The sequence below is a fragment of the Lujinxingia sediminis genome, assembly GCF_004005565.1.
GTDB lineage: Bacteria > Myxococcota_A > Bradymonadia > Bradymonadales > Bradymonadaceae > Lujinxingia > Lujinxingia sediminis.
On sequence record NZ_SADD01000004.1, the window covers coordinates 293,389 to 308,226 of the forward strand.

The 14,838-nt window shown below is 65.1% G+C and carries 9 protein-coding genes; 4 read left to right on the top strand and 5 right to left on the bottom strand.

Going from position 1 to position 14,838, the window contains the following annotated elements; all coding sequences use genetic code 11:
- Window positions 1–54 precede the first annotated feature (54 nt).
- Window positions 55–732 carry a TIGR00153 family protein gene (locus EA187_RS10280; protein WP_115603773.1) on the bottom strand — a complete coding sequence of 226 codons (678 nt, stop codon included), beginning with the start codon at window positions 730–732 and terminating at the stop codon, window positions 55–57.
- A gap of 150 nt (window positions 733–882) precedes the next feature.
- Between EA187_RS10280 and ggt the strand changes: the two genes are divergently transcribed.
- From ggt to EA187_RS10295, 3 genes are all read left to right on the top strand, one after another.
- Window positions 883–2,661, top strand: coding sequence for a gamma-glutamyltransferase (gene ggt, locus EA187_RS10285; protein WP_164856179.1), 1,779 nt, complete (start codon window positions 883–885; stop codon window positions 2,659–2,661).
- Between the two features lie 2 nt (window positions 2,662–2,663).
- The gene (locus EA187_RS10290) at window positions 2,664–4,046 is read left to right on the top strand and encodes a serine/threonine-protein kinase (RefSeq protein WP_115603771.1); all 1,383 of its coding nucleotides are present in this window, start codon (window positions 2,664–2,666) and stop codon (window positions 4,044–4,046) included.
- Window positions 4,047–4,661: 615 nt separating this feature from the next.
- Window positions 4,662–5,312, top strand: a complete 651-nt coding sequence (locus EA187_RS10295; RefSeq protein WP_115603770.1) for a hypothetical protein — start codon at window positions 4,662–4,664, stop codon at window positions 5,310–5,312.
- A 30-nt stretch (window positions 5,313–5,342) separates the two neighbouring features.
- On the opposite strand, the gene EA187_RS10300 is transcribed toward EA187_RS10295, so the two are convergent.
- The 4 genes from EA187_RS10300 to truD form a co-directional block, all read right to left on the bottom strand.
- The gene (locus tag EA187_RS10300; protein WP_241250190.1) at window positions 5,343–6,536 is read right to left on the bottom strand and encodes an aspartate kinase; all 1,194 of its coding nucleotides are present in this window, start codon (window positions 6,534–6,536) and stop codon (window positions 5,343–5,345) included.
- 152 nt (window positions 6,537–6,688) lie between these two features.
- On the bottom strand, window positions 6,689–8,770 hold the full coding sequence (locus EA187_RS10305; protein ID WP_127780211.1) for a hypothetical protein: 2,082 nt from the start codon (window positions 8,768–8,770) through the stop codon (window positions 6,689–6,691).
- 230 nt (window positions 8,771–9,000) lie between these two features.
- A complete protein-coding gene (locus EA187_RS10310) occupies window positions 9,001–10,755 on the bottom strand; it encodes a hypothetical protein (protein ID WP_127780212.1) in 1,755 nt (584 codons plus the stop codon).
- Between the two features lie 62 nt (window positions 10,756–10,817).
- Window positions 10,818–11,933 carry a tRNA pseudouridine(13) synthase TruD gene (truD, locus tag EA187_RS10315; protein WP_127780213.1) on the bottom strand — a complete coding sequence of 372 codons (1,116 nt, stop codon included), beginning with the start codon at window positions 11,931–11,933 and terminating at the stop codon, window positions 10,818–10,820.
- A gap of 121 nt (window positions 11,934–12,054) precedes the next feature.
- On the opposite strand from truD, the gene EA187_RS10320 reads away from it, so the two are divergent.
- The gene (locus EA187_RS10320) at window positions 12,055–14,820 is read left to right on the top strand and encodes a [protein-PII] uridylyltransferase family protein (protein ID WP_127780214.1); all 2,766 of its coding nucleotides are present in this window, start codon (window positions 12,055–12,057) and stop codon (window positions 14,818–14,820) included.
- The last annotated feature ends 18 nt before the right edge of the window (window positions 14,821–14,838 follow it).

Here is a 14,838-nt window from a genome sequence, read left to right on the forward strand (position 1 = left end):
AGGCAGCGGGCTGCGCTCCGAAGTTCGGAGCGCAGCGGGTTGATTGCTCGGAACTTATTTGGACATGAAGAGACGCAGGCGGTTGCCCATCTTCTCGGCCGCGTTGGCCATATCGCCCACCTTGTTAAAGATCTTGTTCCAGATCAGCAGGCTGCCCGGCTTAATATCGTCTTCCATCCCGAAGAGCAGTCGCGCCAGCGCGTCCTGCACCAGGTCGGCCTCATGCTCCAGGCGGTTGAGTTCATCGATCATCAAGAGCACCCGCTCGGCCTCGGGACCGGTGAAGCTGACATCAGCCAGAACTTCGAGGGCATCGACGATCTCCACGGCCTTATCAACCGTGGTCATCACCCGACGAAGCAGCTTCTTAAGCTGGGGCACAAGCTCGGGATGCGGCTCCATCTTGCGCAGCGTAAAGAGAATGCCCACATCTTCGGCGTTGTCGGCGATCGCATCGAGCGAGGCCAGCACATCGAGCAGATCACGGCGGTCCACGGACATAAAGATCGTCTTGGGCAGGCTGTCGCGAATGCGCGTCTTGACCACATCCACCTCATGCTCAAGGTGGCTGATGTTCTCGGCGATCGCCTTGACCTTGTCCTGGTCCCCTTCAAAGACCGCGTCGAAGAGCACGGGCACCTCGTCAGCGCACTCCTTGACCTTGTGGGCCATCTCTCGGATATACGGGAAGGGACTTTTGGCGAAGAGACCGAAGATTGAACGGACCATCATGGACTACCTGTGGTGGGAAGGGGTCACCGACTAAAAACGCTTACGGGCGTTTCACTTGGCGATTCTCTCATCAAACTTCATTTCGCCCCGGGGCGATGCGGCGAAGCATAGAGTGTCGCTATGGACTGTCAACAAGCTCGTGGATGGATCATGACTCGAAGGATGGATTGTTTCAGCAGCGTCACAATTGGGCTGCTTCTCTGCGGGCTGAGCCTGCCAGCGATAGCGCAGGAAAGCACGCCGCAAAATGACGAGCCCGCGGCGCTCGATAACAGCCAGCACCGGGTACGCTCTTCAGCCGGGCTTGTAGCCGCCGACCACCGGCTTGCTTCTGAGGCCGGCGCGGCCATGCTGGCTGCCGGCGGAAACGCCGCCGACGCCGGCGCCGCGGCCATGCTGGCCGTCGGACTGGTCAATCCCTTTGCCTCCGGCCTCGGCGGCGGAGGATTTTGCCTCTACCGGGAAGCCGACACTGGCCAGACCACCGTCCTCGACTACCGCGAGCGCGCACCGGCAGCAGCCCACCGCGATATGTACCTGGTCGATGGAGAGGCCGACCCTCAACTCGCCCGCCACGGCGGACTGGCAGTCGGCGTGCCCGGCGAAGCCGCAGGCGTCTGGTCGCTGCACGGACGCTTCGGCCAGCTGGAGTGGGAGCGCGTGGTCGACCCGGCGCTTAACCTCGCCAGGGAGGGCTTCCCGGTGGGAGCAACGCTGGCGCGCCACCTTCAGACCCTGGCCCCGACGCTCGAAGCGTGGCCCGAGCTCAAAGCCGTCTTCACCCGCGAGGACGGCAACCTCGTCGAAGAGGGCGACATGCTGGTGCGTGAAGATCTTGCCCGCGCCCTTGAACTTCTGCGCGACGAAGGCGTGCAACCCTTTTACACGGGCGCCATCGCCGAGGCTTCAGTCGAGGCGGTGCAACAGGCCGGCGGCATCCTCACCCTCGACGATCTCAAGCGCTACCAGGTCGCCCTCCGCGAGCCGGTCACCGGCACCTACAATGATTTCGAGATCATCTCGATGCCGCCTCCTTCCTCCGGCGGCATCGCGCTGATCGAGGCCTTTCATATTCTGGAGGGCTTTGAGCTCGAATCTCAGGCCTGGGACGCTCCGGCCATTCACCTGATCGTCGAAGCGCTCAAACACGCCTTCGCCGACCGCGCCGCCCACCTGGGCGACAGCGACTTTGTCGACGTTCCCGTCGAGCGCCTCATCTCCAAAGCGTACGCCGCCGAGCTCCGAGAGACCATCGAGCTCAACAGCACCAAACCCATCGACGCCTACGGATCGGCCGCCCCCTCCGACGACCCTCCCGGCACCTCCCACCTGAGCGTCGTCGACGCCGACGGCAACATGCTCGCCTGCACCACAACCATCAACACCCGCTTTGGGTCGATGGTCTACGATCCGAACTTCGGCCTGATTTTCAACAACGAGATGGCCGACTTTAACATCGCCCCCGGCCAGCCCAACCTCTACGGCCTGATGGGCAACGAACAAAACGCGGTGGCCCGCGATAAACGCCCCTTAAGCTCCATGAGCCCAACGCTTGTGCTCAAAGAGGGCGAACCTTTTATGAGCCTGGGCGGCAGCGGCGGTCCTACGATTATCACCGGGACCTACTTCACCATGGTCGCCACGATGATCTTCGGCCGCGATCTGCTCGACGCCGTCAGCGGCCCGCGCATGCATCACCAGTGGTTGCCCGAACAGCTCTTTGTCGAGTTCGACAACCTCCCCTTTGCCCCGGGACTCGTCGAGCGCGGTCACCAGCTGCAGACCCGTCGCGCCTACAACGCCGTGCAGGCCATCATGCGCCAGCCCGACGGCAGCTGGACCGCGGTGAGCGACCCGCGTAAAGGCGGCATCCCCGCTGCCCCGGCAACCTCCGAAACCAACGAAAATCATCAGCCCCAGGCGGAGTAATCGTGGAGAACCTTCAAGGCGGCACCCTGGCGCTGGAACATCGCTACCACCTCGATCGGCGCATCAGCACCGAGAGCCTCATCTCGCGCTACGCAGCCACGCAGGAGCCCTTCGGGCTTCCGGTCCAGGTTGTGATCTTCGAGGGGCTCCCGGAGGCCGGCGCCGAAGATGCACTCATTGAACGCATCCGCAACAGCGCCGAGCGCGCCAGCCACCAGCGCATCGAGGGGGTTCTCTCGGTGGTGGATTTCGGTGAGCTTGAGCGGGGCGTCCCCTTCGTCATTGAGCAAAGCGCCGCGGGCACCTCGCTTGCAGCGGTGCTGGAGCGCCGCGGCACACTTCCCCCCGGTGAAGTCGTGCTGCTCGTCGAGCGCCTGGCCGCAATCCTGGAGCGCGCCCACCACCGCGAACTCTTCCACGGCGCCCTCACCGCGCGCTGGGTGCGACTTCCCGAAGGCCCCGACGCCTTCGAGCGCGCCACCCTTTCCTTCTTCTCGGTCGGGCTCACCCTGGCGGAGCTGCGCGCGCTTCCGCACGCCGCGCTCACCACCGATCTCGTGGACGCCTTCGCCCCGGAGGTCTTCGCCGAGGACGAGGCGATAAACCCTGTGGCCGCCGACCAATGGGCGCTCGGCGCCCTGGCCTACCGCGCGCTATGCGGCGTGCACCCCTACTTTGACGACCCCATCGACGCCAGCGAAGGCCTGGTACGCATCGCCTCCGACCCCGCTCCCACACTCGAAGAGCTCGGCGTCGAAGAAGCGATCTCCTCGGTGATTGATCGCGCCCTGCAACGTGACCCGTCCAGCCGCTGGCCGACACTCTCCGACTTCGCCCACGAGTTGCGACTGGCGGTTCATGGCCCCGAACCCGACTCCGCCCCGACTCCGGCCCCCTCCTCCCCCCCGGAGGTCGCGCGCCGCGAAGACGCCGAGTTACCCGACACGAAGCGCGAGTCACCTCCCTCCCTCCCCGAGCCCCCACGCTCTTCCGCGCCGCTGAGCCCGCGCCCCAGCGGCTATCTGCTCACCCTGGCCCTGGCCCTCTTTATCCTCTCCAATCTCGGCTGGTTCTTCTTCGCCATGGGCAGCCCCTCCGGGAACGCCTCCACCGAGCCCGAAGCCCCCACAGCCCAGGTGCTCACCTCCGGCCTGCAGATTCACTCCGAGCCCCCCGGCGCTCGCCTCTACACGCGGAGCCCCGAGAGCGGCGAAGAGAGCCTGCTGGGAGCCACACCCCAGGCGCTGACCGATTTTGTCTTTGAGGGCCAGCAGGGCGTCGACTTTGTCCTGCGCCTGGAGGGCTACCAGGATCAAGCCCTGAGGGTCGAAGAGTCCCTGGCCGGCCAGGATCTGCGCATCACCCTCCAGCCTGACGATCGCTGACCTCCCGGTGAGATCTCCCGATTCGCCCTGTTTTTAGCCCTGAACATGCCCCCGAACCTCTCGGGGCATTTTTTTTTACTTATTTTTTACAGTGTGGTTGACATTTTCCACCGACGCTGTAATTTAGACTGCGTAAGACGCGAAGCAGCACGACGAAGGATGACAGGTTCCAGTAACACTGATACTTTACAGTCTCCTTGGAATAGAAAGTCAGCAGCTTCAGTTCTACATCATGAGTGCGCAAGACAGGTCGCGTGTTCTATCGTGTGCGAGGTAGGTTGCATCCTTCCCCATATCTTCCTGATATCCCACCCCATTTCCTTCCTGGAAATCCTACCAAAATCCCTCCTACTTACTTCGCACACGAAAGCACACGCGATTCAGAAAGCGAGGCCCCTCCCAGGGGCCTCGCTTTTTTCTTGGTAGAATGTTCCCGAGCTACTGTAGCGCCTCTCCCCCCCCGATCGCCCCTTGTCAGCCCGCCCCACCCCGGCCACAGTGCCCTCGCCGAGTTCCCGCGCGCGCCTCCCCCCGGCCCGAACTCCCCTCGCGCCCCGATCCGCGCCCGACGCTTCCCGCCCTCCCTATGATACCGTCTCCAAGAGAGCCCCACAGATGACCCCATCACGCTACGCCGACGAGACCATCGCCTACGTCCCCCGCGAGGAGCTCGACGCCCTCAACGCGCTTGAGCACGGCTTCCGGACCGACGATCAGGCTCGCCACTACACGGAGTTAGCCGGACGTCTGCGCTGGGGCCTGCGCGCACCTCTCGAAGACGATCCCGGCAAAAAACAACTCATCCCCTACGTGGTGGTTCATAACGACACGCACCTCTTTCGCCTGCGCCGCCTCCCCACCCAGGGTGAAGCCCGCCTCCACGACAAACTCTCCCTGGGGGTCGGCGGGCACATCGCCCGCGACAAAGAAAGCGACGCACCGGCCGAACTCCATCGCCCCGACGACGCGCTGTGGACAGGCATGCTCGTCGAGCTCTACGAAGAGCTCTTCATCGAACGCCCCCTCACCCTGACCTACCGTGGGCTGATCAACGATGACACCAACGAGGTCGGTCAGGTGCACCTGGGCGTTGTCTTCAGCGCGTACCACGCCGGAGACCCCGCCCAAATCCGGGTGCGCGAGACCGATAAAATGGTCGGTGAATGGGTCACCCCAAACGAGCTCCAGGCAAAGATGCAAGGGCTGGAGAGCTGGAGTCAGCTTGTCGCCCCGCAGGCGCTGACTTGGCTCACGACCGCACTCTGAGCCAACCTCTCGCGCCCCTCGCCAGGATCCTCAAACAGGCAACGGCTCGCCCACAAAGGCCTCATGCAGCGCGTTGGCTCCGGCCTCGACCTGCCCGGCCTCGACGATCCAGCTCAGACGCGCCAGGCTCGCGCTCAGCCCCAGGGTCTTCACACCGGCCTCCCGCAGCGCCGCCTCACCCAGGCGACTCCAGCGCGTCTGCCCGCCCACACCCAACCCCACAACGCTGATCATCCCCGGCTGGCTGACCTTCACATCCGCCCCGAGCGCGCACAGCGACGTCTCCAACGCCTCGACCCCGTGCACGTCATCAAGCCCGATAAAAGCATCCAGACTGCCGCCCGGCTGCCAGTTGAAGCACACCGTCGCCAGCGCCTCAATCACCTCGGCGACCCGGTCCGCGCTGGCCCCCGCGCAGACCCGAAGCCCCCGCCGAATATGGCTGACCGCCACCGCTGGCCGCCCTTCCTCCAGGCGCGAGAGCTCCGTATGCGGAAGATCCACCCGCACCACCGTGCCCCCCTCCCCGCGCATCTGCGTGCTGCGGGCGTAAAGCGCGATCTGAGCGCGGCGCGCAAACTCCACCGCCTGCTCATTGAGCACTTTCGCGCCGGCGCGCGCCATCTCCTGCATCTCTTCGTAACTCAAGCTCTCAAGCTGGCGAGCGCTGAGCACCACCCGCGGATCCGCGCTGAAGACCCCGTCGACATCGCTGTAGATCTCGCAGGCCTCCGCCCCCAATGCCGCCGCCAGTGCCACCGCCGTCGTATCGCTGCCACCGCGGCCCAGCGTCGTCACATCGCGTCGGTAGCTCGTCCCCTGGAAGCCGGCCACGATCACAATGCGTCCCTGCGCCAGCTCGTCCTGCACCCGAAAAGGCCGCACATCGATGATACGCGCGTTGGAGTGGCTGGCCGTGGTGAGGATGCCACACTGCGATCCGGTAAGACTCACCGCCTGGTGGCCACGGGCCTGAATCGCAATCGACATCAACGCCATACTGATACGCTCGCCCACCGAGAGCAGCATATCGAGCTCCCGCCGCGAAGGACTGGCCGCAAGCTCGTTGGCCATCCCCAGAAGATCGTCCGTGGTATCGCCCATGGCCGAAACCACAACCACCACCTGGTAGCCGCGCTCGCGCGTGGCAACAATCGCCTCGGCGACCTGCCGGATCTTGGAAAGATCTGAGAGTGAAGAGCCCCCGAACTTCTGAACGATCACCTTCAAAGCGCACACCTTCTAAGCTGGCGGTCTTCCCCGGCCGCTCGCCCGTCGAGCTGCCGGGCACACCCGGAACCACGCCGACGCAGTGCGTCAGCGGCCCTATAGCTTAGCAGGTTTTCGCGCTCGCGCACCCTCTGCTCACCTCAGACTCACGAGGGTTTCACAAGTTTGAGCACCAGCGGAAACGCCGCCGCAAACCCGGCGAGCAGCCCGCCACCGAAGTGCACGAAGAGGGCAAGTGCCATGTTCCCGCCGAGCGCGCTGGCGACCACCGCGCCCAGGGTTCCCAGCGCAACCAGGCCGAACCCGGCCGACGCGATCCCGCGTGAGATCGGTAAGAAAGGCAATAGAATCGCCAGCACGCCCATCACGACAGGCACCACGGTCAACGCCGTCAACGCCCCGCCACCAGCCACACCGAGCGCGCTGGCAGCGACCAGGGCGATGCCCGCCATCAACCCACAGACCTTTTGCAAGGTGCCCACCAGCGCCTCGGCCCCCTCATGGGCGGTCTTTGCAGCCGGCGTTGGTGCAGCCGACGGTGCCGCCGGACCATGCTGATGCACAGCCTGGGGCGCACCCGGCTGATGGGTATGTGTCGGCACTTCAGAACCCGGGAACGCCCCCCCGAAAGGTTGAGCCACCGGGGCTCCTGGTGCCGGCATCGCCCCGAAGGAGGCATCGCCTGCCGGCGACAGATACCCCGGCGCCGGTGTCGCCCCGAAGTTCGCGTCTCCTGCCGGCAGCGGATACCCCGGCACCGGTGTGACTTCGGCAAAGGAAGCCGCAGTGCGCTGTGGGCCTTGCTGCATCGGCTCTTCCCGAGACACCATCCGCGGCTCGGGCGCGACCGGATCAAGCGCTTCCACCTCCAGCTCCGGCACATCGTCGATCGTCGACTCTGCCGCCGCTCCTCCAGGCTCGGGCAACGTGATGCCAAAACGAGGCCCGGTGGAGCTTCGCTGCCAGGGGTTTGGCCCGGCTGCCTGCGCCAGGGAGGGAGCCCCCACATCGGTGTCGGCATCCGGCTGCATCAAGCCCTGCGCTGAGGGCGTCGAAGCAGCCCCTGCCGAGCTTGTCGGAAACGCCGTACGCGGCCGGCTCTCGCCGCCGAAAGGCTGCTCGCGACGCGGCTCACTGCCCGCAGGTCCCACCTGATAGGTTCCGGTGGTGCCGAGCACGCCCGAATCCTCCACCATGCCGACACCTTCCCCACCGGCCTCGCGTCCTCGACGTGCCACCTTATAGACGCCGCTTCGGGGCGTATCCCGGTTGTGCGAGCGTTTAAAGGGATTTTCTCCGGCCTCACCCGGAGCCGGCTGGCGACTCTGGCCCGGCATCACGTCGGTATGAAGATCATCAACCCGAAGATCATCAGGCGTCGGCAGCGGAGTACGCTCCGCCTTCTGCATGCTCTTCTTCAAACGATCGCGCAGGCTAGCCCCCCGGGTCAACTTCTCGGCCCCGGCTTGCAGCTGTGCCATGCTCATCGCCTGAGTCGGCGCATCGTCGGCATCACTCTGCACGCCACCCACGCGCATCGCACCGCCTCCCGACATAAGGTCGCTCTCCTCCTCCAGCGACATCCCCATCAGGGTATGAAGGCGCCCTCCATCGCTGCGCGCCCCCTCACTCTTATCCACCGACATGCTGCCGCCGCCGGCATCCGGGTTGGCAAAATCAGTGACGGAGAGCACCTGTGTGGCCAGCTCCTCGCTGCTCTCCTCGCTGAGCCCCCAGGCCGAGATCACCTGGTCCTCGTCCGAAGACTGCGACCGGGCCATAGGCGTCGGCCGGGGCTCACGCTGAAGCGCGTCGGGGGTGAGCGGTGAGGGCATCCCAAAGGCCGTGGCACGTACGTCGACCTCCTGCGCCTCAAAGGCCTGACGCAACTTCGCCGCATCGACCTGGCGGGTCGAGTCATCCTCTTCCGAGCCCTGCGCAGCATGCTCAAAGGGAAGATCGTGGACCGAGACCATCGCCGTGCGGGCCTCGTGCTCCCCGCTGTTATCGAGATCCGCACCGGTGATCGCCGGCAATCCAAAGAGCGTGCTGCGCGGCGCGGCTGCCGTGCGCCCCTGGTGGACCGCCGCCTCACTCTCCTCATCGAAGATCGCCGGAATCCCCATCATCGTCTGTCGGGGGGCACGCTCCTCAAAGGCCTCCCCGCAGCCAGGGCACGTCGATGCCTGAGGTTGCACACGGGCGTTGCATGATGGGCAAATCTTCACCGGCCTCTCCTGATCGTTGCCGAAGCATTGCGCTGTGCAGGGCACTCCATCGCTCCTGCACGTCGATAACATGACACCACACGCGTTCCTTCCTGCACCCATACCTGCTGGCGCAAAGAAAGACCTCAAAAAACGATGTCAAGTATCGAATTGTTATCACAGCCCCCCGCACCGCAAAAGCTCCATCATCACAAGAGGATGGCTCACCCTGCGAGAGGCCCCTTGCCGACTTATTCCGCTTTGAGCATCGCCTGCTGATGCTCGCGCAACAACCCGGCCACCGGTGTGCTGAGCTTCTGCTCGAGCAAATCCTGGTAAAACGCGGCGACCTCGTCGCTCTCCACGTACTCTCCCAGACGGCTGAGCTGCGCGAGGTTGCCAGGATTGATATTGCGCTCCGGATCATCGGCAAGAAAGGAGGCGTAGCACAAAAAGGCTTTCTGGTACTGGCGGTCTGAGAAGAGTGCCAGCGAGAGCTCCTTCTGAAGCCCTTCCCGTTCGGTGTCATCCAGCGGCGTGGAGAGCTGGGTCTGAATCCACTCCACGTAGCGCTGGTGCAGGCTGGCGGCCCGTCCCAGGCGCTGCAACCCCTCCAGCGCTTTAGCCCGACCGGCCTCGGCACGGCGCTCGGCAAACGCCCGAGCAAACGCATCAAATGCCTGCTCCTTCTGCCGCAACTTCACCTCATAGAGCATCGCCAGCACCAGAAAGACCTGCTGGCGCTCGGCCGGTGCCGAGAAGAGCTCAATGCCGTCCTCATAGAGCGCAGCGAGTTCCTCCCAGGCCTGCTCTTTGATGTAGCGCTCGCGCTGCTCGTTGAGGATCGCAATCCGCGCGGCCAGATCCTCGGTAGGCGCAGTCGGCTCCTCGCTGACTTCGCCGCTCTCCACGGCCGGAGGCGGAGGCTCCTCGGCCTCGCTTAGGTCGCTCCGCAAACGCGCCAGGCGCTCATTGAGGTCGCGGGTGCGCTCGGTCGGCTGTGAGGCTCGCCGAAACGCCCGGGCAGGCCCGGCGGCCTCTCCCGGGGCGGACTTCTCCTCGGTCAGCACGATCGGCTCTGAGCTCTGCTCGCTCAGCTCGCCCTCCTCCTCATCGGCCTCACTGCTCTCACTGGCCTCACTGATCGACGAGGGATCGGAGTCTTCCTCGATCACGTCGATATCATCGAGCGAGACCTCGATGACCTGCGTCGAGCGAAGATCATCGTCCCGAAACGCGTTCGGAGCCTTCAAGATCTGGGTGGCCTCACCAAAGTCGTCATCGTCGTCATCTTCGTCGTCCTGATGCCCGGGATGCTCCGAGACCTCCGAGGCTGCACTGAGCACCTCATCGATCGCCTCGCGCGCTCCCCGAGAGGTCTCCATCACCTCGTCGATCACCTGGGTGGAACGCAGGTCATCGACCGGGGGCGTTCGGACGGCCGCCTCCACATCGAACTGAAACATGGGCCGGGTCATCGGCTCGCGCTCGACCTTGCTCTCCCCCCCCTGGATCGCCTCAGCCAGAGCCCGCGACGCCCCACGAAGCTCGGCGTAAAGCCGCCCCTGGTTGCGGAGTTTTGCCACAAAGCCCGGATTGAGAAGATCGATCACCTCTCCCAGCGGACCAAAAGGATCGCAGCTGGCCAGGAAGCGCTCCAGCTCACGAAAGACCCTTTCGGCGCGCGAGAGCCGCTCGTCCCCGAGATGGCCTTCGATCAACCCCTCAAAGATCGCTTCGAGCTCCCGGCCCAGCTCCGCGACCTCATCGAGGGTGCGCTCGGCCGCGCGTGAGCCCCAGGGATGTCGCACCGGACGCACCGCCTCCAGGTACTGCGCCAGCACAAAGAGATGCAGTCGCGTATAGCCCCCCACCGCATCGAAGGGCGCGAGTAACTTGCGCCGGGAGAGCTGCGAGAAGTCGACCTCACTGAGCTCCAGACCGCATTGCGCAGCAAGATGTTGAAATTGTGGGCTCGAAAGCGCCTGAAGTTCTCTTCGGATCACCGCATGCCTCGTCGTCTGTCATCGCCTGGGCGGGCGCTTAGAGCGCGCTCTGATCTGGCCCATCATAACACGGGGTCAGTCTCGTCCAAGTCCTCTCTACCGAGGAACTCGCGCATCACGACGGTGGCGTAGGAGCCGGCCGGAAGTTCAAAGGCAATGCGTGCGGTCCGGGCCTCCTCCATGTGCACCTCCAGCGCGGGCATGGGCAGGGTGAGCGCGCGCCTTGCGCCCCTGCCCATCTTCCCGGCGGCGCGAAACATCTCCACCTCAAGGCCCAGCTCCGAGAGCACCTCCTGCTCAAGACGACCGGTCTGCGCTCCGGCCACCCCTTCTTTGTAGCCGGGCATCGGTCCGGTGATCACAAGCTCACCGGCATCGATGCGCCCCTGCACCTCCTCCAACTCATCGGGAGCCACCCAGAAGCGCCCGCCGCTGTCGAGCTTCTCAAACACATCGCCGTCGAGCGCCTTTCGCCAGCTCCCCTCTTCCAGCCGCCGGGCGAGCACACGGTTAAAGATCTCACTCTGCACCGCACTCACCGCCATCTTGCGCTGGAAACGCCCCTTCGGCGCACGGCCTCCCTGCAGCCAGCGCAGTCCTCGGAAGAGGTTCTGCCCCTGACGCCCGAAGCGCTGCGAGCCGTAGAAGTTCGGAACCCCCAGCGCTTTGAGGCGCGCTTCAATCGCCGCGATGCGCGCCCCGACATCGACCTGATGGCCGTCATCAAGCGGCTCAAGATCGCGTACCCGAAGCTCGAAACGATTGCCGGCCAGATGCCCGGTGCGAAGTTTGTTGGTGTGCAGCGCCGCATCCAGGATGCGAATTCCCCCTTCCACCTCGCCGACCACCTCGGTGGGCGCGCGGCCGCCCAGAACCTCGGCCGGTACCGAGAGCCACTGACGTGTCACCGCCACCCGATCTTTGGTGCCTGCGCTGGCCACCTCGGCTTCCTCTATGCCAAAATGCGAGGCGATCTTGCGCAGCAGGCTCGCACCATCGAGGTCGCGTTTTTCGACCCACACAAAGAGATGATCGCCCTGAGCGCTGGCCTCATAGGCAGCGATCTCCTCGACCACAAAGTCCTCAGCGCTTGCCTTAAGGGTGCCGGCGAGCCCGGGGAGGTCGGCGCAGAGCCTCGGACAGGCGATGGGGGTAGGCTGTGAGGCGATCGAAGACATCTTCTCTCCTGCTTGCGTAGCAAAGGGTTGGGGGGGCGATGACGCCGCGCACCTTTAACATCGACCCGACAACGCCGACCAGCCCCGCCAGTCGACCTTTCTTTCTTTCGGAGCCCTCTCAGTGACGCACTCCAGCCCCCTGGCCATACCCGAGGCGGTCACGCGCGCCAACGACGAGCTCATCGCCGCGCGCCACACCATCGCCCGTGCCATCGTGATGGGCGCAGGCGGACTGGAGATCGCCGCACGTCTTCGCGCCGTCACCGACCGCTGGCTTAGAGCTCTCTGGGGGCAGGCTCTCAGCGAGGAGCTTCGTACAGCCGCATCGCTTCACGCCACCGGCGGCTACGGCCGTGACGAGCTCGCCTTCCACAGCGATATCGACGTGCTCATCGCCCTCAACGACGACGCCTGGCTTGAGCGCGAGGAGCTCTCGCTGGCCGTCGAGCGTCTGATGGCATGGTCGCGCGCGCCGCGCCTTCGCCTGAGCCACGCCGTGCGCACCCCCGCCCAGACCCCTGAGGCGCTCGCCGAAGATCCGCGTACGGCCATCGCGCTCATCGATCTTCGCCCGCTGGCCGGCCCGGCCTCCCGCGCCGCCGATCGCCACGCTGCCATCGAACATCTGCGCGGCGACGACGAGGGCGCCTCCTTTGTCGAGCAACTCTTCGAAGGCCACCGCCAGCGCGTCGCTCGTCACGGCCAGACCGTTTACCTGCTCGAGCCCGACGTCAAAAACGGCGAAGGTGGCATGCGCGATCTCAACTGCATCGGCTGGGCCGCGCGCTGCCGATGGCAGATCGACGCCCGCACCCAGACCCGCGATGATGTCGGCTGGACCGAAGAGCAACGCCTGCGTTACATCGACCGCCTCGACGCCATCCTCGGGGTCCGCAACGCCCTGCACCTGATTCACGGCCGCAAAACAGACCGCCTCACCTTCAGTGATCAAGAACTTCTGGTGCGCCTGGACGAACTTCGCCTGCAATCTCCCCAACACCTCGAAACGGTCGACCCGCACGCCATCGCCGAACACCACCGCCCCACCGACGACCAGGACCGCCAGCGTCTCAACCCCCAGGTGGAGTCGCTGATGCGGGCATACTACTGGCAGGCCCGCGCCGTCAGTGTGACCTGTGAGCGCATGCTGCGTCGTTGGTCGGCTTCAAGCCCCCCCGGACCGGCGCGACAACTGAGCAGCTTTGACATGATGGGCGATGTCATTCAACTTCCTGACCATCACCACGACATCCTCAGCGCCGACGAAGTTTTTGAAGCTCTCAGCCTGGCCAGCACCCACGACGCGCTGCTCGACCCGCGCCTGGAGTCGGCGATGGAGGCCGCAGTCGGCACCTGGCCGCTGGGTGATGAAAGCTCGCCTGCGCGCTCCCACCGCCTGCGCGCGCTGCTCACCTCGCCCACAACCTCCTCGCGCACCTCCCAACGTCTGCTGGATCTGGGCATTCTCACGCGCACCGTCCCCGAGTTCGATCCTCTGGTCTGCCACGTCCAGCACGACGTCTACCACGTCTACACCACCGACGTTCACTCTCTGAAATGTCTGGAGCTCGGCCGCGAACTCCTCAACGGCGCGCCGGGTGCAGCCGGCCGCTGGCCCTTCTTCCGCTACGTCGCCTCCAGCATCCACGACGCCGAAGTCTTTCTGCTGGCCTGCCTCTTTCACGACATCGGCAAAAACCGCGGCGGCGATCACAGCCGCAAAGGTGCCGTCCTTATGGAGGCCATTGGCCCTCGCCTGGGTCTGGAGGCAGCCCAGGTCGATCTTCTGGCGATGCTCGTCCGCGAGCACCTCACGTTGAGCCTGACCTCGCGCCGCCGCGACCTCTCTGACCCACATGTCGTCGACGAGATCGCCGAACGCCTGGGCGATGTGGCCACCCTCAACCTGCTCACCGCCCTGACCTTCTGCGACATGTCCACGGTGGCCCCCGACGTGATGAACGACTGGAACGCCACCCTGCTCATGGAACTCTACCGTCGCCTGCGCGAGGCGCTTGAGCAAGGCGATGAGCGCCACCGCGCCGATCCACGCGGACTTCGGCGCATTCGCCAGCGCCTGGAGCGCCGCATCCAGGATCTGAGCGACTGCCCGATGGAAGACATCGATCTCGACACCTTCCTCAATGATCTTCCCCAGGAGCATCTTCTGCACGCCGAGCCCGACGCCCTGGCCCGTCAGCTCGCCGCCTACACCCGGGCCCGCCGAAACGATGTGGAAACCCGCATCCAGGGCGTCGCCGTCGAGCTTGCACCGCTGCCCGAGCGCGGCATCACCGAGATCATCGTCTCCACCGTCGACACCCCCGGTACCCTGGCCCGCATCGCCGGCGCCCTCTCCAGCGCCGGCGTTAACATCATGGCCGCCGACATCGTCTCCACCGCCAGCGGGCGCACGCTCGACATCTTCCACATCGCCCACTTCAACCCGGCCGCTCTGCCGGTCTCGGAGCCCCGCGCCGTCGATGATCCGCGCCGCCTTGAGAAGATCACCTCCCGCATCATCGATGTGCTCGAAGAACGCCTCGACGTCGACGAACTCCTCCAGCAACGCTTCGACGAGCGACGCCTCACACCCCGCCCCATCCCGCAGGTTCCCACCGAGGTGCGGGTCGTCGAACACGCCAGCGAACTCTTCACCGTCATTGAAGTTCGCGCCCCCGACCGCCTGGGCCTGCTCTACCAGATCACCCGCGCGCTCTGGGAGGCCGGTGTCGAAACCCGCGTCAGCCGCATCGACTCGCTCGGAAGTCAGGCCATCGACAACTTCTACGTCGAGGAAGCCCACGGCGGAAAACTCTCCGCCAAGCGCAGCGCCGAGGTCGTTGCCGCCATCGAAGACGCCTTAAGTCGGCTGCCTGAGAACTGAGGCAACGCCCTTATCACC